This is a genomic window from Streptomyces sp. NRRL S-378, from assembly GCF_000720645.1.
GTDB lineage: Bacteria > Actinomycetota > Actinomycetes > Streptomycetales > Streptomycetaceae > Streptomyces.
On the sequence record NZ_JOBX01000035.1, the window covers coordinates 33452 to 59413 of the forward strand.

Sequence of the window (25962 nt, forward strand, 5' to 3'; positions counted from 1 at the left end):
ACGCCATACGCCATACGCCATACGCCATACGCCATACGCCATCACGGCAAACCGGCTGGACCGGCTGGACCGCGAGATTCCCGGAGGGGCCGTGCACCTCGAATACACGCCAGAGCAGCAGCAGTTGCGCACCGAGCTGCGCGCCTACTTCGCCGAGCTGGTCCCCGAGGACGTCCACGCCCGCTACGAGGACCCGGCCGCCCAGAAGCGGTTCTACCGGGAGACCATCCGCAGGCTCGGAGCCGACGGCTGGCTCGGCGTGGGCTGGCCGAAGGAGTACGGCGGCCGCGGGATGACCCCGATGGACCAGTTCATCTTCTTCGACGAGGCCGCGCAGGCGGTCGTACCGCTTCCCCTGATGGCGCTCAACACGGTCGGGCCGACCATCATGCAGTTCGGCACCGACGAGCAGAAGGCCTACTTCCTGCCGAGGATCCTCGCCGGTGAGATCGACTTCGCCATCGGCTACAGCGAACCCGACGCGGGCACCGACCTCGCCGCACTCAAGTGCAAGGCCGTGCGCGAGGGCGACGAGGAGACCGGCACCTACGTCGTCAACGGGCAGAAGATCTGGACCACCAACGGTGACACCGCAGACTGGGTCTGGCTCGCCGTGCGCACCGACCCGGACGCCCCCGCCCACAAGGGCATCACCATGCTCCTCGTCCCGACCTCGGACCCCGGCTACTCCTGCACCCTCATCAACACCCTGGCCTCCCACGACACCACGGCCAGCTACTACGAGGACATCCGCGTCCCCGCCGCCCGCCGCGTCGGCCAGGAGAACAAGGGCTGGCGGCTGATCACCAACCAGCTCAACCACGAGCGCGTCACCCTCGCCGCGCACGGCACGATGGCGATCAGGGCGCTCCACGACGTGCAGCGCTGGGCCGCGTCGACGAAGCTCGCGGACGGCCGCCGGGTCATCGACCTGTCCTGGGTCCGCGGCCGCCTCGCCCGCACCCACGTCCGCCTCGACGCGATGAAGCTGCTCAACTGGCAGATGGTGAACGCGGTCGAGTCCGGCACCCTCACCCCGCAGGACGCCTCCGCGGTCAAGGTGTACGGCTCCGAGGCACGCCGCGACGCGTACGCCTGGCTGATGGAGATCGTCGGCGCGGCCGGCCCCCTCAAGGACGGCTCCGCCGGCGCGGTCCTGCACGGCGAACTCGAACGCGGCTACCGCAGCGCGGTCATCTTCACCTTCGGCGGCGGCAACAACGAGATCCAGCGCGAGATCATTTCCTGGATAGGCCTGGGCATGCCCCGAGTCCGCCGCTGACCTCCTGTGACGCACAACGTCGGCTGGCACGCACCAACGGTCGGAACGGCTCCGCGGTCGGATTTCAGGCCTCGGCGGGTGCATCAAGTCGGCAGTGGACGTCGACTACGCCCTCGACGGAGCGGGTGAGGCGTTCGGCCAGGGGGATCAGGTTGCCGTCGCGGACCTGCCCGGTCAGCGTGGCGATCCCCTGGGCCACGGTGACCTTGACCGCTTCGTGGGAGAGGGGGAAGAGGCGGTCGATGACGGTGCGGCGGACCTCGGCGGAGAGTTCTTCGTCGGTGCGGAGGAAGACCTTGAGGAGGTCGGCGCGGCTGACGATGCCCTTGAGGGTGCCGTCGCCGTCGACGACCGGGAGGCGCTTGATGTGCCGCTCGGCCATGAGGCGCGCGGCCTGAGGCAGGGTGGCGTCGGGGCGGATCGTGACGGCCGGCGTGGTCATCATGGTCTCGGCCGTGGTGGAGCCGGCCTTGGCGGTGTCGCCCAGGCGGCGCATCTGCTCGATCAAGCCGGGGCGGTGCTCGTGGAACTCCTCCTTGGGCAGGAGATCGGCCTCGGAGACCACGCCGACGACACGGCCCTCGCCCTCGATGACGGGTAGGGCGGTCACCTTCCACCTCTCCATCGCGGTGGCGATGTCCTTGAAGCCGGTTGAGGGGGTGACGGCGACGACCTTGGTGGTCATGACGTCGGCGACGGTGTACGGGGTGGAAGTCATGGCGGGGTCCTCAGCGTGCGTAGGCGAGCGGGGTGCCGCTGCCGTGAGGGGCGAACAGGTCGAGGAGGCGGGTCCGGGCGGAGTCGAGCCGGTCGGCGATGACGGCGGCCACCGCGGTGGAGACGGACCGGCCGACGGCCGAGTCCTCGTTGCACAGCTCCCGTACGGCCGCGGCGTCGAACTCCAGGGCACGCACCTCGTGGGAGGCGGTGGCGCCGAGGTGCCAGCTGTAGGGCGGGAACATCCAGGACCAGCCGAGGAGCTCGCCGTAGCCGAGGGTGTCGACGACCACGTTCTTGTGGCCGGGGACGTGGGTGTCGAGGTCCACGGTGCCGCACTGGATGATCCAGAACTTCTCGGCCCGCCGGCGTTCGTCGAAGATGCGGGTGCCGGCCGGGAAGGTCACCGGGTGGGAGTGGGCGAGCAGGGCCGCGCGGGCTTCCGGTGCCATCGCTTCGAGGATGGTGTGCATGGTGCTCATGGAGTGCCTCCAACCCTTCGCATCCACCCTGCTCGGGGGGCCACCGTGTCCGGGAGGGCCGCGCGGTGCACACCGCCGGGGCCGTCCGGCCCGGGTCAGCGGACCAGGACGGCCTCCCCGGACTTGGGTACGACGGCCGTCCATCCCAGCTCGTCGTCGATCCGGTCCCGGAGGGTCTCGGCGGCGGTCTCCTCGCCGTGGACCAGGTAGGTGGTGTGCGGTGGCGGAGCGGAGCGCAGCCAGTCGATGATCTGGTCGGCGTCGGCGTGCGTGGAGAAGTGCGGGACGTCGGCGACCTCGGCGCGGACCGGGACGTATTCGCCTGGCTGGCACGAAGCTGATGCTCGGCGAGACGGGCCGTGGTGGCGCTGGTCAGGATCGGGCCGCGGAATCCGTGCCGGACCAGTCGCGGCAGGTACCCGCAGTGGTCAAGGTGGGCGTGGGTCACGACGACGGCGTGGATGTCAGAGGCGTCGCAGGGCAGCTTGTCCCAGTTGCGGCGTCGTAGGTCCGCGACACCCTGGAAGAGTCCGCAGTCGACGAGGATCCGGGCGTGGTCGCTCTCGACCAGGAACTTGCTGCCGGTGACCGTCCGCACCCCGCCGAGGAACCTCAGCAGGGCCGGGCGGGCGGAAGCCGGGGGCAGGGCTGACTGGGACATGGCAGCAGCCCTCCTTTCGGAACGGATGCCGGTCTCCACCGTCGCACCGGAACGCCCTCCCCGCTGGGGACCTACCGGTCCCGGGTAGGGGCCGACCGGCCCAAGCGGGACAGAGGGACACAGGCACAGCCTGACGGTGACCCCGTTCGGCACAGCACACAGAGAGAAGGCCGCGCCATGAAGGCACTCGTCTTCCACGGGCCCGGACAGACCTCCTGGCAGGACGTCCCGGACCCCTCCATCAAGGACGCCGCCGACGCGATCGTCCGGGTCGACGCCGTCACCATCTGCGGCACCGACCTGCACATCATCAAGGGCGACGTCCCCGAGGTGACACCCGGACGGATCCTGGGCCACGAGGCCGTGGGGACCGTCGTCGAGACCGGCGGCGATGTCCGCAGCGTCCGCCCCGGTGACCGCGTCCTGATCTCCTGCATCTCCGCGTGCGGCCGCTGCCGCTTCTGCCGTGAAGGGCACTACGGCCAGTGCCGCGGAGGAGGCGGCTGGGTCCTGGGCCACACCATCGACGGCACCCAGGCCGAGTATGTCCGCGTTCCCTTCGCCGACCTCTCCGTCCATCCCCTTCCCAGCGCTCTGGCGAGCCACGAAGCGGTCCTGCTCGCGGACATCTTCCCGACCTCGTACGAGGTGGGTGTCCTCAACGGCAACGTGCGCCCGGGCGACACGGTCGTCGTGGTCGGCGCCGGACCCATCGGCCTGGCCGCCATCGCCACGGCACAGCTGTACAGCCCGTCCCGGATCATCGCCGTCGACCTCGCGGCTTCCCGTCTGGCAGCTGCGCGGGACCTCGGGGCCGATGCGACCGTCAACGCGCAGGAGGAGCCGGAGCAGCTGGTGGGGGACCTCACGGACGGGCTCGGCGCGGATGTCGTCATCGAGGCCGTCGGCGTACCCGAAGCCTTCGAGATGTGCACCCGCATGGTCCGCCCGGGCGGCCGGGTCGCCAACATCGGCGTGCACGGCAAGCCCGCCGTCCTGCACCTCGAAGACCTGTGGATCAAGGATGTCACCATCACCACCGGCCTCGTCGACACCCACTCGACTCCCATGCTGCTGCGCATGATGGCCGCCGGCCGCCTGCCCGGCGCCGCGATGGTCACGCACCGGTTCGAACTGGACCAGATGGAAGAGGCGTACGACGTCTTCTCCCGCGCCGGCGAGACCGGCGCCCTCAAGGTCGTGCTCGGCGGACCGCAGCACGACACCGTCGCCGTACCGCCCCAGGAGCAGTGATCGCCGTGAAGAGCATCCCGCGATCCCCGGAGCAGTCGTCCGGCGAGATGACCGGACGCACCGACCTGGGCCGTCGCCTGGCGGCCCGCCGTGAAGCCCTCGGCCTTAGCCGAGAGGAACTGGGCCAGCGGTGCGGAGCGGACGGCAACTACATCGCGTACCTGGAGGAGCACGCCGCCGCTCCCGCCATTGGCACCCTCGCTCGCGTCGCTGATGCCCTCGGCCTCACCGTCGACGACCTGACCGGTGCCAGCGCCCATCGAGTCGCCGGCCGATCCACCGCCCGGCGCGACAGTACCCTCGTACCGCTGGACGAGCCCGAATGCCGGCGCCTGCTGAACACGCACGGCGTGGGCCGCATCGCCGTCTTCACCCCCGACGGCCCCGCCGTCTTCCCCGTCAACTACCTGATCGCAGGACCCGACATCGCTTTCCGCACCTCCGCGGAAGCCGTCACGGCCAGGGCCGCCGGAACCGAGGCCGCCTTCGAGATCGACAACATCGACGACGTGACCGCCACGGGTTGGAGCGTGCTGGCGGTGGGCGAACTGGCAGCCGTCACGGACCAGCACGAAATTCAACACCTCAACACCACGGCCCGCTCCCAGCCCTGGGCCGGCGGCCCGCGCACCCACTGGATGAAGCTCACCCCCGCCCGCATCACCGGCCGTCGCGTGGTGCACGACTCATGAACGACCTACGCGCGGTCGTCTTCGACACCGACGGAGTGCTCCTCGCTACGGCGGACCGCCACGCGGCTGCCTGGAAGGAGACCTTCGACGGCTGCCTCCCCGAGTGGCAGCCATCGCACGCCGGTGCACGACCGCGCCCGTTCGACGCAGTCCGCGAGTACCGGGACCTGGTCGACGGCCGCTCCCGCCTCGATGGCGTACGCGCATTCCTGACTGCCCGGCACATCGCCCTTCCGCCCGGAAGCTCGGAGGATCCGCCCGGGTGCGCCACCGTCCACGCGGTCGCCGCCCGCAAGGAGGAAGCCTTCTCCACGATGCTGCGGACCGAAGGCGTCCGTGTCTTCGACGACGTGCGGCCCGCGCTGCGGGAACTGCGGGAGAAGGCGATCCTGTGCGCAGCCGTCTCGGCCTCCCGGCACGCCCGCTCGCTCCTGGAATCCGCAGATCTCCTCAATTGCTTCGACGCCTTGGTGGACGGCCAGGACGCGGCCGCACTCGCCCTGCCAGGCAAACCCGCCCCTGCCCTCTTCCTCGAAGCTGCCGGCCGCCTCGGCGTGACTCCCGCACACACCGCCGTGGTGGAGGATGCACTCGCCGGCGTCGAAGCCGGACACCGAGGCCGTTTCCGCCTCGTGGTGGGACTCAACCGCGAAGACGACCTGCACATGAGGGACGCCCTGCGCGCACATGGTGCTCACCTCGTCCTCCCGGACCTCGGCGGGCTGCCCGCCGCACTCGAAGGCGAACGCGCGTGACCACCGTCTGGCGCTGGGAGTACCCCCGCTACGACCCCAAAACCGAGCGGCTGGTCGAGTCCCTGTGCACCCTGGGCAACGGCCGCTTCGCCACCCGCGGTTCAGCCCCCGAAAGCGTCGCCGACGACGTCCACTACCCGGGTACCTACCTCGCCGGCTGCTACAACCGGCTCGTCTCCACCATCGGCGGACGAACGGTCCCCAACGAGGACATGGTCCGGCTGCCGGACTGGACCGCCCTGAGATACCGCTGCCTGCCCGAGGGCGCACCGGCCGGCGACTGGCTCACACCCGACCATCCGACCCTGCGCCACAGCCACGTGTCGCTGGACCTGCACGCCGGCACGCTCACGCGCCGCATGCTCTTCCACGACGCCGAAGGCCGCCGCCTGGGCGTCACCCACACCCGCCTCGTCCACATGGGCGACCCGCACCTGGCCGCGCAGAACACGGTGCTCAGAGCGTACGGCTGGAGCGGCGGAATCGAGATCGAGGCCGTGCTCGACGGAGACGTCGTCAACGCGGGAGTCGAGCGCTACCGCGCCCTGGCCGGGCGGCATCTCGTCGAGCACCGGGCCGGAGTGGAGGCGGAGGGCACCGCCTGGCTGTCCTGCACCACAACCACCTCCCGAGTACGGATCGGGCTCGCAGTCCGGACATCAGCACGTCCCGCGGCACCGGTGGGCCGGGCATGCACAGCCACCACCGCCACGCAGACATTCGTCTTGCCGATCAAGCGGGCCGCCCCGGTCGTCGTCGTAAAGACCGCCGCCCTGTGCACGTCGCTCGACCGCCCTTCGGCCGATCCGCTGCTGCGGAGCATCGACCGTGCCACGCACGCCCCGGACTTCCCCTCCCTGCTGGCGTCCCACCGGGCCTCCTGGCAACGCCTCTGGAGCGAAGGAGAGTTGAAGGTACCCGGAGAGACGGGCAAGGTTCTGTGGCTGCACGCCTTCCACGTCCTGCAGACCCTCTCGCCGCACACCGCGGAGCTCGACGCCGGAGTCCCCGCCCGCGGCCTCCACGGCGAGGCGTACCGGGGCCACGTCTTCTGGGACGAGCTGTTCGTCCTGCCCTACCTCGCCCTCCACCTCCCCGAGACCGCTCGCGCCCTGTTGATGTACCGGCACCGCCGGCTGCCCACGGCTCGGGAGACCGCCCGCCGGGCTGGAGCGAAAGGGGCGATGTTTCCCTGGCAGAGCGGCAGTTCCGGCGCAGAGGAGACGCAGCGGCTGCACCTCAATCCGCGCTCCGGCCGCTGGCTGCCGGACCACTCGCACCTCCAGCACCATGTGGGGTCGGCCATCGCCTGGAACGTGTGGCAGTACGGGCAGGCCACCGGCGACGCCGGATTCATGCACGGCCCGGGCGCCGAACTGCTCCTGCACGCAGCCCACTTCTGGGCCGACGCGGTGACCTGGGACACAGGCCTCGGCCGCTACCGGATCCGCGGCGTCGTCGGCCCGGACGAGTACCACGATGCCTACCCGGACGCCGCCGCACCCGGCATCGACGACAACGCCTACACCAACGTCACCGCCGCGTGGGTACTGGCCCGCGCCCTCGACCTGTACGGGGAACTCCCGGCGGCCCGGCGGGCAGAGCTCCTCACGCATCTCGGCATCGGCCCCGACGACCTCACCGCCTGGGAGGACGTCTCCCGCCGCCTGTACGTGCCGTTCCATCGCGACGTGATCAGCCAGTTCCACGGCTACGGGGACCTCGCCGAGCTCGACTGGGACGGCTACCGCGCCCGCTACCACGACATCCGCCGCCTGGACCGCATCCTGGAAGCCGAAGGCGACACGCCCAACCGCTACCAGGCGTCCAAGCAGGCCGACACCCTCATGCTCGGCTACCTCTTCCGCCCCGCAGAACTCGAACAGCTGTTGATTCGGCTCGGATACCGCCTTGACGACGACCTCTGGCGCAGGACAGTGGCCTACTACCTGCGGCGCACCTGCCACGGCTCCACGCTCAGCAGCCTCGTCCACGGCTGGGTCCTCGCCCGGGAGCAGGGCTCGGACGCGTGGCGCTACTGCCAGGAAGCCCTGCTCAGTGACATCACCGACGTCCAGGGCGGCACCACTGGTGAGGGGATCCACCTCGGTGCCATGGGTGGCACCCTCGACCTCGTCGAGCGCGGCATCGTCGGACTCGAGCCCCACGACGACGGCCTGCACATCGACCCGGTGCCCTTCTCCGAAGTGCCTGGGTCCTCGTTCTCGATCTCCTACCTGGGGCACCGGGACATCCGTATCCGGTTCCGGCCCGGCCGGCTCGGCATCAGCGTCCCCTCGTCCCTCCTGGGCCCGGTGCCCCTGGTTCTGCCCGGAGACCGGAAGGAATGTGTTGCCGCAGGCCAGGAGCGGTGGTTCCGGTTGCCGAAGAGCTGACAAAGCAGCCACCGCATGCTCGCGTGGCGGTGCGTTCCCGATGCGCACACTGTGGATGTATCAGCCGTCGGAAGGGTGAACGGGATGGACAGGCAGCATGAGGCTCCGCGGATCGTGGTGGGCGTCGACGGATCGCCCTCGTCCCAGGCCGCGCTGCGCTGGGCAGTCCGATATGCAGGGCTGGTGGGCGGGCGAGTAGAGGCGGTCGCGGCGTGGGACCTGCCCGGTGCCGCGTCGTGGTCCGCCCCGGCGGTCGACGCCACGTTCGACGAGGAGGAGGCCGAACGGCGTCTGGTCGAGGAGGTTCGCACGGTTCTCGGTGAGGACGGCGCCGCCTCCGTGCACCAGCGCCTGGTGCGGGGCAATACGGTCGACGTCCTGGTGGATGCGGCAGAGGGTGCGGACATGCTGGTCGTGGGCAGCCGCGGCCGCGGCGGCTTCAGCCGAGCGCTGCTCGGTTCGGTGAGCCAGCAGGTGGCGCTCCACGCGCCCTGCCCGATCACCATCGTCCGGGCGGACACCCCCGCCGAGTGATCCCGCCTGGGTACGCCTGGCGTGCGGGTAGTGGGCCACGGCCTTCTGAGCCGCGGCGCGCATATCGCTGGCTGTGACCACGGTGGCGGCCTGCTGCGCCTGTGCATGCGGGGTTCGGGCGAGACGGATCTTCCGTTGTGCCTCGGACGAGCGCCGGTACGAGGAACCGTTCTCGCGGGAGACAGGCCACAACCACAAGGGCCATGGGAGGCTGCGCAAACCGCAACCTCCTGCCAGGAGACTCGCATGAGCCACCAGCCCCGCATCGGCCGCACCACCCGGACCCCGTCGGGCACACGCAGGCCCCTGCGCCGCCCTGCCTCACCGCTCGTCGCAGCGGGCACGACCCTCACGATCACCGGCGCCGCCCTCTACACGACACTCGGCGAGCGGCCCGGACTCGTCGCCGCCGGCGCACTCATCCTGGGCGCTATCGCCGCCTGGCGGTGCGCCTCCCGCCAGGGCTGATGACAACCCTGCACCGATTGATCATGGGGAGTAGGCGGGGCAGACCGACCGTGCAGTGTGTACGGTGTAAGGAACGCGTCAAGAGCGGCGCGCGGTGTGCCGGGAAGTCTGGTCGGCGTCCCTGGGGCGTATGCCCTTTTTGCCGACACCGAAGGCCACCGCCATGCCAGCCGATCAGCGCGATCCCCCTTCTTCCCGATCACCGCTCTTCGGGGTCCTGCCCTGGCCCGAGCGCACAGCCATCGCAGGGGCTCTGCGGACCGAGACCGTCGGCGGCATGGTCCTCCTGGCCGCCGCCCTCCTGGCCCTGATCTGGGCCAACACACCGCTGTCCGGCGTTTACGAGTCGCTGCGGGACTTCCACTTCGGGATACCAGCCCTCGGCCTGGACCTGTCCGTTCAGCACTGGACGGCCGACGGCCTCCTCGCCCTGTTCTTCCTGGTCGCCGGGATCGAGCTGAAGCGCGAGCTCGTCGTCGGCGAGCTCCGTACCCCGGCCACCGCCGTACTCCCGGTCGTCGCCGCGGTCTGCGGCATGGCCGTCCCCGCCGCGCTCTACCTCGCCACCGTCTGGGCGGGCGGCGGCAGCCCGGGTGGGTGGGCGGTGCCGATGGCCACCGACATCGCCTTCGCCCTCGCCGTCCTTGCCGTCATCTCCACCCACCTCCCCGCGGCTCTGCGGGCCTTCCTCCTCACCCTGGCCGTCGTCGACGACCTGGGCGCGATCCTGGTGATCGCCGTGTTTTTCACCGCCGACCTCAACCTCTGGGCGCTGGCCGCCGCGTTCGCCGGCCTCGGCGTCTTCTACCTGCTCCAGCGCTACCGGGTCCGCGGCTGGTGGTGGTACGTCCCCCTAGGCGTCGCCGTTTGGGCGCTGATGTACAACAGTGGCGTTCACGCCACCGTCGCCGGCGTCGCCATGGGCCTCATCCTGCGTACCCGACGCGACGCGGCACGAGGTCGCCGCCCGGCCGAGACCGCCTCCCCCGGAGAGCGGGTCGCGCACCTGCTGCGGCCGGTCTCCGCCGGGATCGCGGTCCCGCTGTTCGCGCTCTTCGCCGCCGGCGTGAGCCTGTCCGGGCCCGCGCTCGGCGCGGTGTTCACCCAGCCCGAACCCCTCGGGGTCGTCCTCGGCCTGGTCATCGGCAAGACCGTCGGGGTGTTCGCCGGCACCTACCTCACGGCGCGGTTCACCCGGGCCCGCCTCAACCCCGACCTGGCCTGGGCCGACATCCTCGCCCTCGCCGCCCTCGCCGGAATCGGCTTCACCGTCGCCCTCCTGATCGGCGAACTCGCCTTCACCGACCCGGCCGCCACCGCACACATCAAGGCCGCGGTCCTGGTCGGGTCCCTCGTCGCCGCCGCCCTCGCCACCCTGCTGGTGAGGCGCCGCAACACCCTCTACCGGCGCCTGTACGAGGCGGAGAACCTCGACGCCGACGCCGACGGCATCCCCGACATCTACCAGCACAACCAGCCCGGCACCCCCGCCGGCGGCCCGGCCGGCCGCGGCCGCACCTACGGCTGAAGCGCCCGCCGCGCCCGGAAGCCCACCGGCAGCCCGCCCCTACGGAAAGCAGCCCGCCCGTGTCGGAAAGGCGCATCGGCCTCGCCCTGACCGCCGCCGGAGCCCCGACCACCCTGATCGGAATCACGCTGTACTTGCTGCCCGGCCCCGGCTTCATCGTCCTGACCATCGGCCTGTCCCTGCTGGTCACCGGACTCGTCATGACGGCCGCAGGAAACCCCCGCCCCTGAACCGGCCCGGTCACGCCCAGGCCGGCACCGCTTCCCGCGGCGGCGGTCGCCGGCAACGACTCGATATCCGTCGCCCCCGACAGCTTCGCCGCCGTCAAGCAGCACGCCGCCGTCGCCGAGGAGCGGCGCTATGGGGAGGACCGAATGGTCCCCGCAGGGATCCGTCCGGCCCAAGCGGAGCAGCCGTCGACCGCGTGACAGTGGCATCACCAACGCACCATGGAACCAAGGAGCACCCGCCATGAGCACCAAGCGAGTCCTGGTCGCCTACGGCACCAAGCACGGTGCCACCGCAGGCATCGCCGAGCAGATCGGAAAGACCCTCCGCGAGGACGGTCTCGACGCCGTCGTCCTGCCCGCCGACGACGTCCACGACGTCCGCGCCTACGACGCCGTCGTCCTCGGCGGATCCCTCTACGCCGGCCACTGGAGCAGCAAGGCCAAACACTGCGCAGAACGCAACGCCGACTCCCTGCGGCACCGCCCGGTGTGGATGTTCAGCAGCGGCCCGCTCGACCGCTCCGCCGAGGAACACGACATCCCCCCGGTCTCCGCGGTCGCCCGGGAGATGCAGCTGGTCGGAGCGCGCGAGCACATGACCTTCGGTGGCAGTATCACGGCCCACACCCCAGGCTTCCTCGCCAAGGCACTGACCCGCCAGGGCAAGGGCGGAGACTTCCGCAACCCCGAACGGATCCAGAAGTGGGCCCACCACATCAGCGCCGAGCTCGCCGCCTGAAGGGACGGCCCCGGCTCGGCACGCACCAGCACGGAGGCGTGCCATGCACCAGCGGAGGCAAGGGACGGGGGGCAACCCGCTCAGGCGGGATGCCGACCGCACCCGGACCCGAATGCACGCCGCCTTCGCGCTGACCTGGCTTCTTGCCGTCATCGCCGGTGTCGCCCTCGGACGGGTCGCTTGGACGGACGGCAACCGCGCCGCCGAGGACATCGCGCGCCACCGGCACACTGTGACGGCCACCACGGTCAGCGAGACCGCCTACCGAGCCGGAGACCAGCCGAGCAGCCGGCCTGTCACCGTGGCGACCGCCACGTGGCGCTATCCCTCTCAGCGCCCGCACACGGCAACCATTCCCGTTCCGGCAGGAACCCGGAACGGTGACACGGTCCGGGTGTGGGTCGACGCGAACGGCAGTGCGGCCACCGCGCCCCCCGGCCAGGCCGACATCGCTCTGAAGGCGGTCGCAGTCGGCGCTGGAGCGCTGGCCGGGATCGTGCTCGCCGGCAGCGCCCTCGTTGCGGTACGCCTGCGAATCGTAGACGCCCGCAGCACACGGGCCTGGGAAACCGAGTGGGCGAGCATCGAGCCCCTATGGTCCGGCCGCCTTCGCCCCGGTCAGGGAGCCGGCGATGACTGACACCGCCGTCGGCCCGGCTCTCCCGCCGGATCCCCTGGAACCCCTTCCCCTGCTCCGTCGCGAGCTGCACACCGGCCCTCTGGGCCTGTCGAGCCGGGAGGCGGCACGCCGGCTGGCCGTCTACGGTCCGAACGAGGTCCGCCGCACCACCCGGACGAGCGTCCTGCGGGAACTGCTGCGGCAACTGGTCCACCCGCTGGCTCTGCTGCTGTGGGCCGCGGCGGCCCTCGCCTTCACCGCCTCCATACCGGTGCTCGCCTGGGCGATCGTTGCGGTCATCCTCGTCAACGCCGGGTTCGCCCTCGTCCAGGAACAGCAGGCCGAGAAGGCCGTCGAAACCCTGGCCCGATTCCTTCCCGCACAGGCCCGGGTGATCCGCGACGGACAGGCACAGCACGTCCCGGCGCGGGAGCTGGTACCCGGAGACCTCATCGCCCTCGACGAGGGCGACCGGGTACCCGCCGACGCCCGCCTGACCGAGGGAGGAATCGAGGCCGACCTTTCCATGCTGACGGGCGAGTCCACCCCGGTCGAGCGTCTTGCCGGACCGGGGCTGGAAGGCCTTTCCCTGCTCCAGGAGCCCAACCTCGTCTTCAGCGGCACCACCGCCACCGAGGGGCAGGCGCAGGCGATCGTCTTCGCTACCGGAGACCACACCGAACTCGGCCGGATCGCCGCCCTCAGCCAGCGCACCCGCCGCGAACCGAGCCCACTGGAGACGCAGGTCAAGAAGGTCGCCTGGCTGATCGCCGCGGTCGCGGTCGGCATGGGCGCCGTCTTCCTCGTGACGGGAGTGGCGGTCGGCCTGCCGCTGACCGACTCGCTCATGTTCGCCATCGGCCTGCTCGTCGCCAACGTGCCCGAAGGCCTGCTGCCCACCATCACCCTTGCCCTCGCCGTGGGCGTCCGCGTCCTCGCCCGGCAGGGCGCGGTGGTCAAGCGACTGAGCGCCGTGGAGACCCTCGGATCCACCAACGTCATCTGCACCGACAAGACCGGCACCCTCACCCGGAACCGGATGAGCCTGCACGCCACCTGGACTCCGCCCCACCCGGAGGCGAGCGGTTCGGAGGGCGCCGAACTGGTCCGTGCTGCCGCCCAGTGCACGACCGTCACTCGCGAGACAGACGGCCGGCTGCACGGTGACCCGACCGAGATCGCGCTGGTGGAAGGAGCCGCGCAACATGCTGCGCCGCTCGACCCGGCCGACCGGGACGCCCGCCGCCGAGCCTGCTTCCGCTTCGATCCGCGCCTGCGTCGCATGTCGGTGGTCCAAGGGGAACCCGGCAGCCTCCGCGTGATCGTCAAGGGTGCCCCCGAGGCCGTCCTGGCGCTCCTGGCCGAAGGAGAGCCGACCGAGGAGGCCCAGGACGCCGCCGACACCCTGGCCGCGGACGGTATGCGCGTGCTGGCCGTCGCGGTACGTGAACTGCCGTCCGACACGGCGGCTGCGATTTCGCAGCGGCAGGCCGCGGAGCGGGACCTTCACCTGCTCGGGCTGATCGGCCTGTACGACCCGCCGCGCCCCGAGGTCGCCGCCGCGGTCCGGCGCTGCCACGAGGCGGGTCTCACCGTCCACATCGTCACCGGCGACAACGGTGCGACAGCCGCCGCCGTGGCCCGCGCCGTCGGTATCGGTACGACGAACCTGCACGTGGTCGCCCAGTCCGAGACGATCGACGACCACGAGCTCGACCACCTCCTGCGCCTGCACGGCACGGAGATCGTCTTCGCCCGCTCCTCGCCCGAGACCAAACTGAAGGTGGCCGACGCCCTGCGGGCACACGGACAGATCGTGGCCATGACCGGCGACGGGGTCAATGACGCTCCGGCCCTGCACCGTGCCCACATCGGCGTCGCCATGGGGCTCTCGGGCACCGACGTCGCCCGCGAGGCGTCGACCATGGTCCTGACCGACGACAACTTCGCCACCATCGTCACGGCCATCGAGTCCGGCCGCCGCGTTTACGACAACGTCCGCAAGTTCATCGTCTACATCTTCGCCCACCTCACCCCCGAGGTCGTGCCCTTCCTCGTGTTCGCCCTCTCTGCCGGGGCCGTACCGCTGCCGCTGACCGTCCTGCAAATCCTCGCCATCGACCTGGGCACCGAGACCCTTCCGGCCCTTGCCCTCGGCCGTGAGCGAGCCGAGCCGGGAATCATGTCCCGACCGCCCCGGCCCAGTTCCCAGAGCGTGATCGACAAGGACATGCTCGTGCGCAGCTGGGGCTGGCTCGGCACCATCTCCGCCGCCCTCGTCATGACCGCCTTCTTCTACGTCCTGTGGCGCGCGGGCTGGCACCCCGGGGACCCCACCGGACCCGGGACCCCCCTGCACCACGCCTATCTCACCGCGACCACCGCCACGTTCGCGGGCATCGTCACCTGCCAGGTCGGCACGGCCATCGCCGCCCGCACCGACCACGCCGCCCTGCGCGACATCGGCTTCTTCAGCAACCCGCTGCTGCTGGCCGGTATCGCCTTCGAACTCGTCTTCACCGCAGCGCTCGTGTACGCGCCGCCGCTCCAGAACCTCTTCGGTACCGCCGCCCTCCCGCTGGACGTCATCCTCCTCATCTCGGTCTTCCCACCGCTCGTATGGGGAACCGACGAGGTCCGGCGCTGGGTCCGACGCCACCACCACGCCTGAACCGATCGGAGGCACACCATGTCGCACACGAGCGAATGGAAGACCCGCGTCTACCTCTTCGAGGAAGAGCACACGACCAAGGTCCGCGTCGAACTCGACACCGGCACCACCCACCTCACCGGCCACGGCACCGCGCGCTGCAACCCCACGGACAAGGACGTGCCCGAGATCGGCGACGAACTCGCGACCGCCCGAGCGCTGGAGAACCTGGCGGCACAGCTCAAGCGCACCGCCTACGGCGACATGGCCGCAGCGGGGGCCGCACCGCAGCACGCCCCCCTCACGGCCTACGACCTTGGGTGAGCGGGCGGGCCGCCAGCAGCAGGCTCAGACTGGACCCATGGGTGACGGGCCGGCGATCGAGCTGACCGGACTGACCAAGAGGTACGGGCCGGTGACGGGAATCGACCGCCTGAACCTCACTGTGAGACCAGGTGAGGTGTTCGGCTTCCTCGGCCCTAACGGCGCGGGGAAGACAACCACACTGCGGTGCCTGACCGGGCTGCTCCGGCCGAGCGAGGGGCGTGTGCGGGTGCTCGGACTGGACCCGATCGCCGATCACCGCCGGGTTGCCCCGCACCTGGGGTACCTGCCGGGTGAACTTCGCCTCTACCCGGAACTTTCCGGAGCGGAAACCCTCGATCTGCTGTCCGCGCTCCAAGGAGCACCCGTACCCCGCCGCGGCGAGCTGTGCGATCGGCTGGGGCTGACGTCCGCGATCCTCGCCCGCCTCGTCGGGGGTTACTCGCGGGGCATGAAGCAGAAGCTCGGGCTGGTGCAGGCGATGCAGCACGACCCACATCTGGTGGTGCTCGACGAACCGACCGAAGGACTCGACCCTCTGGTCCAGGAGACGTTCTTCGAATTGCTGGGCGAGGCGGCCGACGCCGGACGCACCGTCCTGCTCTCCAGCCACATCCTGCCGGAGGTGCAGCGCACCTGCGGGCGGGTGGCGATCATCCGGGACGGACGGCTGGTCACGGTCCAGAGCGTGGCCCGCCTGCGCGAGGCCCGTGCCAGGCGGATCAGGCTGTCCTTCGCGGACGGAGAGGGGCCACGGCCCTTGGGCGGCGCAGAACGTTGGGCCCCGCGCTGGCAGGGGGCCCGGGTGGAGCTGCTCGTACCGCCGAGCGAAGTGGTGGGCGCTCTGCGCACACTGCTCGGCCTGCCGGTAGCCGACGTCACGGTGGAAGAAGCCGGGCTGGACGAGGCCTTCATGGACCTGTACCGCGACGACGCCGTGGGGGAGGAGCCGTGAGACGGCAGTGGCCGCTCTTGTGGCTCGCCCTGTACCGGCGGCGCCGGATGCTGGTCGCCCTGATCGTCGGGATGGCCGTCTTCGAGGCGCTCATCGTGGTGGTCGCCAACGCGATTCCTCCGGGTCAGCTCTTCTCCGCGGGTGGGAAGGGGCCGCCCTCCGCCTACCGGGCCTTCAGCGGATCCAGCGGCGACGTGTCGATCGCCAGCTATCCCGGGCTGTTGGGCGCCGGCCTCACCCACCCCTTCTGGATCGCCATGCAGCTCACCGCGATCGGTTCACTCGCCGCGGCCGCAGTGGCAGCGGACGTGGAATCCGGCACGGTGGAACTCGTCATGGTGCGTCCCGTCAGCCGTATCCGACTGCTGACGGAGCGGACCGCCGCACTGGTGCTCGCGGCGCTGGCCCTGAACCTGGCAGCAACCCTCACGGTCGCGGCGGCGGTGTCGCTGTCACCGGACATCCACCGTGCGGTACCGCTCGGCGGGGTGTTCGCCGCCGGGGTCATGGGCCTCGGTTTCGCCCTGTGCCTGATCGGGCCGGCGATGGCCGTGTCGGCTGCGGGACGACGGCGGGCCCAGGTGGTCGGCGCGACCATCGCGATCGGAGCCGTGGGATTCGCCGTCAACTTCATCGCGCTGGCCTGGTCGCCGGCAGCATCGCTGAGGTTCCTCAGCCCGTTCCATTACTACGCCCCCGGCGACGCCCTGGCAGAAGGCGACGTGCTCTGGCCCCAGCTCGGGATCCTTGTCGGAACGGGAGTGCTGGGGATCCTGCTGGCGCATGTGCTGCTCCAACGCCGAGACCTGGCGCCCTGAGCGGGTTCACCATTCGAGCGTCTACGCGTCTTCCACCGCTTTCTACTCCCGGACTTCCAGGACCTCGGTCAACGGGCGACGTGGCGTGTCGGGGCCTGCGGGGCCGTAGCCGAGGCGGAAGACCATCTGCACGTGTCCCATGGCCGCGACCGGGGCTCGCACCGTCCACCGCAGCTCCGGCCATTCCAGGGGAGGGGAGGTCATTCCTCCTCGCGGTGTTCGGCGTCCCGGACCAACCCGAGCACGGTGTCGATGTGCCTCGTACCAGGGACGGTCAGCCGGCAGCCCTCCAAGGGGGCCGCAGCCCACGGACCATCCAGCAGTGCCGTCGGCACCGGCTCCTCGCTGAAGGGGTACCGGCTGGTGTGCCGACGCAGGATCGCGTCGTGCAGGGAGGCCAGCTCGCGGTCCACGCCCGTCGTTTCGTCGATGGTCACCGTGGCGAGCAGTCATGGTTCGGCGTCGTCGGGCAAGAGCTGCACGCGAACCGGCAGACCGATCCAGGCCGCGGACACGCGCAGGTTGAACAGTGCTGCGGCGCAACCCAGGTGGAGGCCACGGTGGTTCGGGTCGGTTCGGGTCATGGCGCGTTCCGGGTCGCCGTAAAGAGCGAGGGCGCCGCTGCCGACATGGAACACGAACTTCCACGGCTGGGCGTTGCGCATGGATGGGGCAGTGACGGCGTCGCCGACGAGCTGGATGACGGTGTCGGGGCCGAGGTGTGTTGCGGTCATGGGACTGGTCCTGTCCATGTGGCCTCAGTCGTGCGCCACGACGGCGACCGGTGGGGTCCGACAGTCGGCTGCTTTCAGGCTCTGCCTCCTGCGAGGTCCTTGGAAAGGACCGAGCGGCCCCACCGGCGACCGACCGGCCCTCCTTGCCCGGTCAGCTGCGTTCGGCCTCCGTGCAGGTGAGTCTGTTGTCGACGTCGACGACCCCGTCGACGCTCTGGCAGAGGCGGATCACCACGGGCAGCAGTCCGGGCCGCGGCACGGTGCCGCTGAGGGTCACCAGGCCGTCGTCGACTTCGACGGTGATGGCCGAGGGAGGGAGGTGGAGTGTCCGGGTGAGGACGTCTTCGAGGATCTCTTCCTGTATCGCGTGGTCGCGGCGGAGGAAGAGCTGGATCAGATCGCTGCGGAGGAAGAGCTGGATCAGATCGCTGCGGCTGAGTATGCCGACCACCCGGCCTTCCGCGTCGACGACCGGAAGCCGTTTGACCCGGTGCCGCTGCATGACGCGGGCCGCGCGGACCACGCTCCACTCGGGTCGGGCCGTGACGGCCGGGCTGGTCATCAGCTCCTCGGCTGTTGCGGCGCCACCGGCGGGCCGCCGACGGAGAAGGTCGGCTTCGGATACGACGCCGACCGGGTGCCCGGATTCGTCGATCACGGGCATGGCGGTGATGTCGAACTCCTTCAGGAGCCGGGCGATCTCTTTGAACGCGGTCGTACGCCGGACGGTGACGGCGGTGTGCGTCATCAGGTCCGAGACGCTGCGGTGTCGCATGACGGTCGTGCCCTCATGCGGATACGGGGACGGTGAAATCCGCCTTGACGTCGACGACGCCCGGTACGGTGCCGGCGGCACGTACGACGACGTCTTCCATCGCGGGGTCCGGCAGCGACCCGTTGAGGTAGGCGATGCCGTTGGCGACGTGGACGTGAACCTCGGCGGAACCGTGCGGGATCAGCTGGTAGGTGATCATCTCGCGGATCTCGGCGCCGATGTCCTCGTCGGGGCGCAGGAAGACCTTGAGCAGGTCGCCGCGGCTGACGACGCCGACGAGGCGGCCCTCGCCGTCGACGACGGGAAGGCGCTTGAGGTGCCCGCGGGCCATCAAACGCGCCGCGGTGGGGATGGTGGCGTCCTGCATGACGGTCACGGCCGGCGCGTCATCAGCTGCTCGGCGGTGGTGTCGTGGGGCGTGTCGGCGCCTTGCGGCTTGAGCAGCAGATCGGCTTCGGAGACGACGCCGACCACCCGTCCGTCCTGGGTCAGAACTGGGAGCGCGCTCACGTTCCACATCCGCAGCGCTTCCACGATGTCCTTGAACGCGGTTCCTCGGTCGACGGAGATCACGGCGTGTGTCATGACGTCATCGACGGTGCGCAGGTGCTCCATGGTCTTCCTCCTCGACGGGACGGCTGGTACTCGCGATGGTGTGCAGGTCGACCCGTCCGTGGGTGGGGCCGTCCGGGGCCTTGAGGCGGCCCGCCCGGCCTTGGTGGGCTCCGCCTGGGGGTGGTTCCATGAAAGTGCGGAAAGGGTCCTTGCGAGGATGCGGAGAAGCGGCCGAGTGCCGCGCACCGCACAATCGGGATCCGCGAGAAGCGGGCGGACTCTTTCCGCCCTTTTGCGCGCGGCATACGTCCGATTCACCGGTAGCGCTCCTTCAGTCGTGGGCGATGACGGCCACGGGGGCTGCTGCGTGGTGAAGGATGGCGTGGGCGACCGAGCCCAGGTGCGCGCCGAGGGCGGAGCGGCGCACATGGCGTCCTAAGACGACGAGTTGCGCGCCCTGCGCGGCCCGGACGAGATGGTCACCCGCGGATCCCATGAACACGCTGTGGCTGACGTTCACGTCGGGGAACTTGTGCCGCCAAGGCAGCAGCATGTCGTCCACCATGTGTGTGACGCTCCTGCCGATGTCCCGTTCGTTGTCCGGGTCGAAGAAGGGGACGTAGCTGTAGGCGGGCGGCATCTTCCAGCCGTGTACGGCCCGCAGTGGGCAGTCGCGCCGGGCCGCCTCTTCGAAGGCGAAGGTCAGTACCCGGTCGCACGCTTCGTGGATGTCGACGCCGACGACGACCTCGCCGCTGGAGCCGGTGCCCGGGCCGGCCGGGTCGTCGGCGACGCGAACGAGGACAACCGGGGTGTCGGTCGCGACCACGGTGGACATCGCCACCGAGCCGACGATGAAACCGACCAGACCGCCCAGGCCGCGCGATCCCAGGACCAGTAGCCCGGCGTCGGCGGCCTCGGCAGCGAGGGCGGCGGCCGGCCGTGCTGTCAGGCAGCGGGTCGTGATCTCCAAGTTCGGGTGGCGCCCGTGCAGCTCTTGCGCGGCTTCGGTCAGGGCCTGGTCGGCCCAGCGGTCCACGTCCTGGCGGCCCAGTCCGGGGAACACCGGGTCCAGGGGCCAGTCGACGGCGTGCACGAGGCGCAGCGGCACCTGCCGCAGGACGGCCTCCTGTGCGGCCCAGCGTGCTGCTGCCCGGCTTTCCGGGGAGCCGTCGACTCCGACGGTCACGTGGTTCTGCATGGCTGCGATTCCCTTCGTGCGGTCCGGCGCTCATCACCACGGCATGGCGTGCCGGGCGTGGTCCGCCTGGGTTGCCGTGTCGTCGGTGCGGGCGGTGACGCGTGATGCCACGGCGACGACCCCGTCGAGCTGTTCGACGAGGCTGAGAAGTGCGGGGAGCTGACTGCGGCGCTCGACATGGCCGTACAGGGTGACGATGCCGTCCACCACGTGGACGTCGATGTCACCGGGTGGCACACCGAGTACCTCGGTGAGGACCTCGTCGCTGACGCGTCGGCGTATCTCGGAGTCCGGGCGCAGGAACGTGCGGAGCAGGTCCCGGCGGGTGACGATGCCGACGAGCCGGTCCTCGACGTCCACGACGGGGAGGCGTTCGATACCTCGTCTGGTCATCAGCCGGGCGGCGTCAGCCACTGTCTCTTCGGCATGGACGGCGACCGCGGGCACGGACATGACGCCGCCCGCGGACGGCGGCCCAGCCACTGTGCTGCTCTGCTCGGCGGGATGGGAGCCGGACACCGTGTGGGCCAGCAGGTCGGTCTGCGAGACGACGCCCACCACGCGGTCCTCGTCGTCCAAGACGGGGACTCCGGAGATGTCGTACTGGGCGAGGAGCTTCGCGACGTCCTTGAAGGCGGTGCCCGGGACAACGGAGACGACCTCGTCAGTCATGAGGTCCGCCACCTTGAGGTGCTTCATGAGGCCCTCCTGTTCCGCCGTGTCACGTGAGGCTGTTGTTCGGTGTGGGTGTGCCTCCAACCATCCGCCGGTGACCGCTGGTGAGCGAGGGCCGAACGGTCCCGTCCAGGGGCCGTAGGGCTCCGGGGTGCCGGGGCGCGACGGTGGGGACCTTTGGTCCCGCCTGGGGTCCCGGGCGGCCCTCTTCCCAGGGCGTCGACGGTGCCAGCGTGAGTGGTGTCCCTCATCGGCTTGTCGGTTGGGAGGAATCGTGGAAAGCATCTTCCGCACCCCGGACACCAGCTCGGTCACGGTCGGCGTGGACGGCTCGGAGTCGGCACGCGTCGCCGCCCTGTGGGCGGCCAAGGAGGCCGTGCGCCGTGACCGTCCCCTGCACATCGTTTACGGCGCCGACACCGACGGCAGAGCCTTGTACCTGTCGGCGGAGATCATCGAACGGGTCCGCGTCAACGGCCGGGCGCTCCTGGACGACACGGCGAAGGCGGTGTCGGCCGAGTACCCCGGGCTGACCGTGACCACTGAATTCAGCCGCGCCGGCGCCGTCGACACCCTGCACCGGGCCGGCGGGCTCCACGGCACGGTCGTGGTGGGCAATCGCGGCCTGGGCGGGTTCAACTCCCTCATGCTCGGCTCGGTCGGGCTGGGGACCGCGGCCATCGCCATGACGCCCGTCATCGTCGTCCGAGGCATCGACGGGGCCGAGGAGAGCGGCACGGTCCTCGCAGCGATCCGCGATGAGCACGACCTCCTGATCGCCCGGTACGCCGCCCGGGAAGCCGAGCTGCACAAGGCCTCCCTGCGGCTGCTGCACGTGTGGAACGTGCTCCAGTCGGTCGGTGAGGTGGGCAGCATGCTCGACGGCGTCGACGAGATCGCCGGCGGGCACGCGGAGACCCTTCGGGCCGTCACGGACGTGATCCGCGGCGAGTTCCCCGACCTGGAGGTGCAGGCCGATGCGGAGAAGAGCATCTCCGTGGCCGGCGTCCTGGTCGAGGCGTCCCGACACGCCGACCTCCTCGTCATGGGCGGCCGCCGGGTGCCCGGGCCCCTCGGACTGGCCCCCAGCCTGGGCAAGGCCACGCACAGCCTGCTGCACCACGCCCACTGCCCCGTCCTCCTCATCCCCCGGACCGGCAGCGACTTCGGGAGTCAGTCATGACCAGCCACCCGTCAGCAAGCCGGGACATCGTCGTGGGCATCGACCCGGACAGGGACTGGCACCTCGCCCTGGCCTGGGCAGCCGACGAGGCGCAACGGCGCCGGCTCCCGCTGCGCCTGGTGCTCGCCGTACCGCCCCAGCACGACACCCAACACGTCGACGACACGCCACGCCAGACGGCCCTGAGGCAGGCCGGATCCGACCGGCTCGAACAAGCGTGCAACTGGGTACGTGATCGCCACCCCGAGGTGGCTGTCACCGGTGACCTGCTGAGCGGCTTCCCCGCCCCCGTACTGGGCGGCACGGCGCGAGAAGCTCGCATGATCGTCCTCGGCTCCCGGCACCTGAGCCGCACCGCCGAGTTCTTCAGCGCCGGCTCGCTCGTGGTCCCCGTCACCGCCCAGGCCCGTTGCCCGGTCGTCGTCGTGGGCGACGCCGAGCACATCAGCCAGCAGCCGCCCTATGTCGTCGCCGGGATCGACGGCAGTGCATCCGCCACGGCCGCGCTGGCCTTCGCCTTCGACGAGGCCGACCTTCGAGGGGCGGCGCTGCGGGTCGTCTGCGTGTGGCAGCCGCCGCTCATCATGCTGGACGACGAGGAGGTGGCGCTGCACGCCCAGCGCACCCTGCTCTCCGAGGCCACCGCCGGCCTGGCCGAGAAGTACCCGGACGTGCACGTGACACACGAGGTCCTCACCGGCCACCCCGTCGAGGAACTGGCCCGGGCCGCCGAGCACGCCCTGGCCGTCGTCGTGGGCCGCCGCGGCCGCGGCGGATACACCGGCATGCGGATCGGATCCGTCGTCCACGGCCTCCTGCACCGTGCACACTGCCCCCGTGATCACCGTCTCCACCGGATGAACCGGCCATGACCAGCCGCGCGATCGAAATGCCGTCCGCCGGCTCCTCAGCCCCGGCGGGGCTGACACAGGCCGAGGCCGAACGCCGACTGGCCCGGTACGGCCGCAACGAGGTGGCACCTCCGCCGCCCACCCCCCTCCACCGCCGGGTGCTGGCACAGCTGCGTGATCCACTGATCATGGTGCTGCTCGGTGCCGCACTCCTGACCATCGCGATCGGCGACCACCCGGACGCCGTCGTCATCGGACTGGTGGTCGTCTTCAACACGACGGTGGGAGTAGCCCAGGAGGTCAGGGCGGACCGCGCGGTCGCCGCGCTCTCCGCTCTCTCGGCGCCGCATGCCCGGGTACGTCGCGACGGCGAAGCGTACGAGGTGTCGGCAGCGCTCGTGGTGCCGGGTGACAGCCTGCTGCTCGGTGAGGGAGACATCATCGCCGCAGATGCCGATCTCGCCGAGGCGTCCGCTCTCCTGATGGACGAGTCCATGCTCACCGGCGAATCGGAACCCGTCGCCAAGACCACGGGTGACACGGTCAGCGCCGGCACCGTCGTGGTGCGCGGGCGGGGTGTCGCGACCGCCACCGCCACAGGATCCGCCAGCGCCCTCGGCAGGATCGCAGCCCTTCTCGACGGGGAGCACGCACCGACCCCGCTCCAGCGCCGCCTCGCCTCCCTCGGCCGCGTTCTGGCCGCCGTCACCCTCGCCCTGTGCGTGCTGTTCTTCGCCCTGGGCCTCGTCCGCGGCCTCGGCGTGAGCACGATGGCGGTCACCGCCATCAGCCTGGCCGTCGCCGCGGTGCCCGAGTCCCTGCCCGCTGTGGTCACCCTCGCCCTCGCCCTAGGAGCCCGCCGCATGGCGGCCCGGGGCGCCCTGATCCGACGCCTGCCGGCGGTCGAGACGCTGGGCTCGGTGAGCGTGCTGGCCACGGACAAGACCGGCACCCTCACCGAGGGCCGCATGGTCGTCCAGCACGTGTGGACGACGTCCGGAGCCGCGGACGTGTCCGGCAGCGGATACGAACCCCACGGGGACCTGACCCGGGCCGGACGCCCCCTGACACCCGAGCAGCTCCGCCCGCTGCAGGAACTGCTCACCACGGCGGCCCTGTGCAACGACGCGAGCCTGAAACCGCCCCAGAGCGGTTCCGACGCGTGGACGGCCGTCGGCGATCCCATGGAGGCCGCACTGCTGGCTGCCGCTGCCAAGGCGCGCTGCCCCGGCCCCGCCGAGCTGCACCTCGCCTGTCCTCGGATCGGCGAAGCCCCGTTCGACAGCCTGCGCAAACGGATGACCACCCTCCACCACCTCCCCGACGGTAACGTCCTGATCTGCCTCAAGTGAGCACCGGAGACCGTCCTGGCGCCCGCGGTGCTCGCCGAACCGCCCGACGTCCTGGACCAGGCGCGCCGGCAGGCCGCCGAGCTGGCCGCGCACGGATTCAGGGTCCTGGCGGTGGCAGCCGCCGAACGGCTCCAGTGGAGCCCGCCCGCCGCCGAGGCGGAACACGGACTGAGCCTTCTCGGCCTGATCGCCATCAGCGATCCGCCGAAAGAGGCAGCCTCGGCCACCTTGGCAGCATGCCGCGCCGCCGGCATCACCCCGGTCATGATCACCGGCGACCACCCCGCGACGGCCCACGCCATAGCCGTACGCATCGGACTCGTCGAGGACGGGCCGGCCGACGCGGTGCTCACGGGACCTGAGCTGGCCGCAGCACCGGACACCGACCTCACGGCGGTCCGCGTCTTCGCCCGGACCGATCCCCAGCAGAAGCTGGACATCGTCAACGCCTGGCGAGCCCGTGGCGCAGTGACCGCCATGACCGGGGACGGCGTCAACGACGGCCCCGCCCTCCACCAGGCCGACATCGGCGTCGCCATGGGCGACCGCGGCACCGAGGTGGCCCGCCAGGCCGCGGACCTCGTCCTTACGGACGACGAGCTCTCCACCGTGGTCGCTGCCGTCGAAGAAGGCCGCCGCGTCTACGACAACATCAGACGCTTCCTCGTCTACGCCATGGCCGGCGGAGCCGCCGAGATCCTCGTGATGCTGGCAGGTCCCCTGCTGGGCCTGGCCCTGCCGCTGCGGGCCGGGCAGATCCTGTGGATCAACCTCCTCACCCACGGCCTCACCGGCGTGGCCATGGGCGCCGAACCGGCCGCGCCGGATGCCATGCGGCGTCCGCCCCGCCCGCCGGGGCAGCACATCCTGGCCGCCGGGGTGTGGCAACGCCTCCTCGTCCTCGCCGCGGCCGTGACAGCGTTCAGCCTGACGGCCGGTACGGTCGCGCGCGCCATCGGCTCGCCCTGGCAGAGCGTTCTCTTCCTGTCCCTGCTCGGGGCCCAGCTGGGCGTGGCCCTGGGGCTGCGTGCCCGGTTGCTGACCACCCAGAACCTCTTCCTCCCCGCCTCCGTGGCGGCATCAGCCCTCCTGGCGGTGGCGGCCCTGTACGTTCCCGCACTGCAGTCACTGCTGGACACCGAGCCGGTGGGCTGGACCGGCACAGGACTCGCCGTGGCGGCGGCGCTCGCGGCATTCGCCGCAGCCCGTCTCCTGCGGGGCGCATTCCACAGAAAGGCATGATCATGAACGTGTACTCGCCTGAGCACGGACACGGCGTCCACGCCGAGGTGGGCGACCAGATCGTCGTGGGCGGCCCCACCGTCGGAAAGCCGGGCCGGGACGGCGAAGTCGTGGCCCTGCACCATGAGGACGGCACCCCGCCGTACGACGTGCGCTGGTCCGACACCGGCCGTACCACCGTGTTCTTCCCCGGCCCCGACGCCCACGTCCGGCACCTGCACGACGGAACCGGTACGCCCGGGCACGAGGAGGGGCCGTACGGGGCAATGGCCCGCTGAGGGGGAGGGCCG

The 25962-nt window shown here is 70.9% G+C and carries 27 protein-coding genes and 3 pseudogenes; 20 read left to right on the forward strand and 10 right to left on the reverse strand.

Going from position 1 to position 25962, the window contains the following annotated elements; all coding sequences use genetic code 11:
* Positions 1-91 precede the first annotated feature (91 nt).
* Positions 92-1282: an acyl-CoA dehydrogenase family protein gene (locus IH80_RS0123560; RefSeq protein WP_030963103.1), complete on the forward strand. Its 1191-nt coding sequence runs from the start codon at positions 92-94 to the stop codon at positions 1280-1282.
* A 64-nt stretch (positions 1283-1346) separates the two neighbouring features.
* On the opposite strand, the gene IH80_RS0123565 is transcribed toward IH80_RS0123560, so the two are convergent.
* The 4 genes and pseudogenes from IH80_RS0123565 to IH80_RS42620 form a co-directional block, all read right to left on the reverse strand.
* Entirely contained in the window at positions 1347-2000 is a 654-nt protein-coding gene (locus IH80_RS0123565) for a CBS domain-containing protein (RefSeq protein WP_037880896.1), read from the reverse strand.
* 10 nt (positions 2001-2010) lie between these two features.
* Complete coding sequence (locus IH80_RS0123570) at positions 2011-2481, reverse strand: cyclic nucleotide-binding domain-containing protein (RefSeq protein WP_030963106.1); 471 nt, start codon at positions 2479-2481, stop codon at positions 2011-2013.
* 95 nt (positions 2482-2576) lie between these two features.
* Positions 2577-2738, reverse strand: a pseudogene (locus IH80_RS46170) (MBL fold metallo-hydrolase RNA specificity domain-containing protein); the annotation flags it as partial.
* Between the two features lie 11 nt (positions 2739-2749).
* Positions 2750-3142: pseudogene (locus tag IH80_RS42620) on the reverse strand (MBL fold metallo-hydrolase); the annotation flags it as partial.
* A 177-nt stretch (positions 3143-3319) separates the two neighbouring features.
* On the opposite strand from IH80_RS42620, the gene IH80_RS0123580 reads away from it, so the two are divergent.
* The 14 genes from IH80_RS0123580 (at position 3320) to IH80_RS0123645 (ending at position 17104) form a co-directional block, all read left to right on the forward strand.
* Positions 3320-4396 carry a zinc-dependent alcohol dehydrogenase family protein gene (locus tag IH80_RS0123580; protein WP_030963108.1) on the forward strand — a complete coding sequence of 359 codons (1077 nt, stop codon included), beginning with the start codon at positions 3320-3322 and terminating at the stop codon, positions 4394-4396.
* A gap of 5 nt (positions 4397-4401) precedes the next feature.
* On the forward strand, positions 4402-5088 hold the full coding sequence (locus tag IH80_RS0123585; protein ID WP_234432361.1) for a helix-turn-helix domain-containing protein: 687 nt from the start codon (positions 4402-4404) through the stop codon (positions 5086-5088).
* Positions 5085-5843, forward strand: a complete 759-nt coding sequence (locus IH80_RS0123590) for an HAD family hydrolase (protein ID WP_030963110.1) — start codon at positions 5085-5087, stop codon at positions 5841-5843. Before IH80_RS0123585 ends, IH80_RS0123590 begins: the two co-directional genes overlap by 4 nt.
* A complete protein-coding gene (locus IH80_RS0123595) occupies positions 5840-8239 on the forward strand; it encodes a glycoside hydrolase family 65 protein (protein ID WP_030963115.1) in 2400 nt (799 codons plus the stop codon). The genes IH80_RS0123590 and IH80_RS0123595 overlap by 4 nt, the downstream gene beginning before the upstream one ends.
* An 84-nt stretch (positions 8240-8323) precedes the next feature.
* A complete protein-coding gene (locus IH80_RS0123600) occupies positions 8324-8773 on the forward strand; it encodes a universal stress protein (RefSeq protein ID WP_030963116.1) in 450 nt (149 codons plus the stop codon).
* Between the two features lie 246 nt (positions 8774-9019).
* Complete coding sequence (locus tag IH80_RS0123605; RefSeq protein ID WP_030963118.1) at positions 9020-9241, forward strand: hypothetical protein; 222 nt, start codon at positions 9020-9022, stop codon at positions 9239-9241.
* A 163-nt stretch (positions 9242-9404) separates the two neighbouring features.
* Positions 9405-10769 (forward strand): Na+/H+ antiporter NhaA, encoded by a 1365-nt coding sequence (gene nhaA, locus IH80_RS0123610; RefSeq protein ID WP_030963119.1) that lies wholly within the window; start codon positions 9405-9407, stop codon positions 10767-10769.
* A 59-nt stretch (positions 10770-10828) separates the two neighbouring features.
* The gene (locus IH80_RS44890; RefSeq protein WP_158943591.1) at positions 10829-10999 is read left to right on the forward strand and encodes a hypothetical protein; all 171 of its coding nucleotides are present in this window, start codon (positions 10829-10831) and stop codon (positions 10997-10999) included.
* Positions 11000-11240: 241 nt separating this feature from the next.
* The gene (locus IH80_RS0123620) at positions 11241-11738 is read left to right on the forward strand and encodes a flavodoxin domain-containing protein (protein WP_030963120.1); all 498 of its coding nucleotides are present in this window, start codon (positions 11241-11243) and stop codon (positions 11736-11738) included.
* 112 nt (positions 11739-11850) lie between these two features.
* Positions 11851-12378: a hypothetical protein gene (locus IH80_RS40990; RefSeq protein ID WP_158943593.1), complete on the forward strand. Its 528-nt coding sequence runs from the start codon at positions 11851-11853 to the stop codon at positions 12376-12378.
* Positions 12371-15028, forward strand: a complete 2658-nt coding sequence (locus IH80_RS0123630; RefSeq protein ID WP_030963123.1) for a cation-translocating P-type ATPase — start codon at positions 12371-12373, stop codon at positions 15026-15028. The genes IH80_RS40990 and IH80_RS0123630 overlap by 8 nt, the downstream gene beginning before the upstream one ends.
* Before the next feature lie 18 nt (positions 15029-15046).
* Entirely contained in the window at positions 15047-15331 is a 285-nt protein-coding gene (locus IH80_RS0123635) for a dsRBD fold-containing protein (protein WP_030963124.1), read from the forward strand.
* Between the two features lie 37 nt (positions 15332-15368).
* Positions 15369-16286, forward strand: a complete 918-nt coding sequence (locus IH80_RS0123640; protein WP_030963125.1) for an ABC transporter ATP-binding protein — start codon at positions 15369-15371, stop codon at positions 16284-16286.
* Entirely contained in the window at positions 16283-17104 is an 822-nt protein-coding gene (locus IH80_RS0123645; protein ID WP_158943595.1) for an ABC transporter permease subunit, read from the forward strand. Before IH80_RS0123640 ends, IH80_RS0123645 begins: the two co-directional genes overlap by 4 nt.
* A 42-nt stretch (positions 17105-17146) precedes the next feature.
* On the opposite strand, the pseudogene IH80_RS42625 reads toward IH80_RS0123645, so the two are convergent.
* The 6 genes and pseudogenes from IH80_RS42625 to IH80_RS0123680 all read right to left on the reverse strand — a co-directional run bounded on the left by IH80_RS42625 (position 17147) and on the right by IH80_RS0123680 (position 21068).
* Positions 17147-17838, reverse strand: a pseudogene (locus IH80_RS42625) (hypothetical protein).
* Between the two features lie 151 nt (positions 17839-17989).
* Positions 17990-18613, reverse strand: coding sequence for a CBS domain-containing protein (locus tag IH80_RS0123665; protein ID WP_030963129.1), 624 nt, complete (start codon positions 18611-18613; stop codon positions 17990-17992).
* A 13-nt stretch (positions 18614-18626) separates the two neighbouring features.
* Positions 18627-18980 (reverse strand): CBS domain-containing protein, encoded by a 354-nt coding sequence (locus tag IH80_RS47190; protein ID WP_324609422.1) that lies wholly within the window; start codon positions 18978-18980, stop codon positions 18627-18629.
* A gap of 5 nt (positions 18981-18985) precedes the next feature.
* Entirely contained in the window at positions 18986-19228 is a 243-nt protein-coding gene (locus tag IH80_RS47195; RefSeq protein WP_324609421.1) for a CBS domain-containing protein, read from the reverse strand.
* Between the two features lie 271 nt (positions 19229-19499).
* Positions 19500-20369: a universal stress protein gene (locus IH80_RS0123675; RefSeq protein WP_030963130.1), complete on the reverse strand. Its 870-nt coding sequence runs from the start codon at positions 20367-20369 to the stop codon at positions 19500-19502.
* Positions 20370-20402: 33 nt separating this feature from the next.
* Positions 20403-21068, reverse strand: a complete 666-nt coding sequence (locus tag IH80_RS0123680) for a CBS domain-containing protein (protein ID WP_030963131.1) — start codon at positions 21066-21068, stop codon at positions 20403-20405.
* Between the two features lie 250 nt (positions 21069-21318).
* Here IH80_RS0123680 and IH80_RS0123685 point away from each other — a divergent pair, with 250 nt between their 5' ends.
* From IH80_RS0123685 to IH80_RS0123700, 5 genes are read left to right on the forward strand one after another with little or no spacing between them, the layout of a single operon-like run.
* A complete protein-coding gene (locus IH80_RS0123685) occupies positions 21319-22227 on the forward strand; it encodes a universal stress protein (RefSeq protein ID WP_030963132.1) in 909 nt (302 codons plus the stop codon).
* Positions 22224-23099: a universal stress protein gene (locus tag IH80_RS0123690; RefSeq protein ID WP_051809836.1), complete on the forward strand. Its 876-nt coding sequence runs from the start codon at positions 22224-22226 to the stop codon at positions 23097-23099. The genes IH80_RS0123685 and IH80_RS0123690 overlap by 4 nt, the downstream gene beginning before the upstream one ends.
* On the forward strand, positions 23096-24430 hold the full coding sequence (locus IH80_RS46175; protein WP_234432362.1) for a cation-translocating P-type ATPase: 1335 nt from the start codon (positions 23096-23098) through the stop codon (positions 24428-24430). The genes IH80_RS0123690 and IH80_RS46175 overlap by 4 nt, the downstream gene beginning before the upstream one ends.
* Before the next feature lie 27 nt (positions 24431-24457).
* Entirely contained in the window at positions 24458-25672 is a 1215-nt protein-coding gene (locus IH80_RS46180) for an HAD-IC family P-type ATPase (RefSeq protein WP_234432363.1), read from the forward strand.
* Complete coding sequence (locus IH80_RS0123700; protein ID WP_420708840.1) at positions 25669-25950, forward strand: DUF1918 domain-containing protein; 282 nt, start codon at positions 25669-25671, stop codon at positions 25948-25950. Before IH80_RS46180 ends, IH80_RS0123700 begins: the two co-directional genes overlap by 4 nt.
* The last annotated feature ends 12 nt before the right edge of the window (positions 25951-25962 follow it).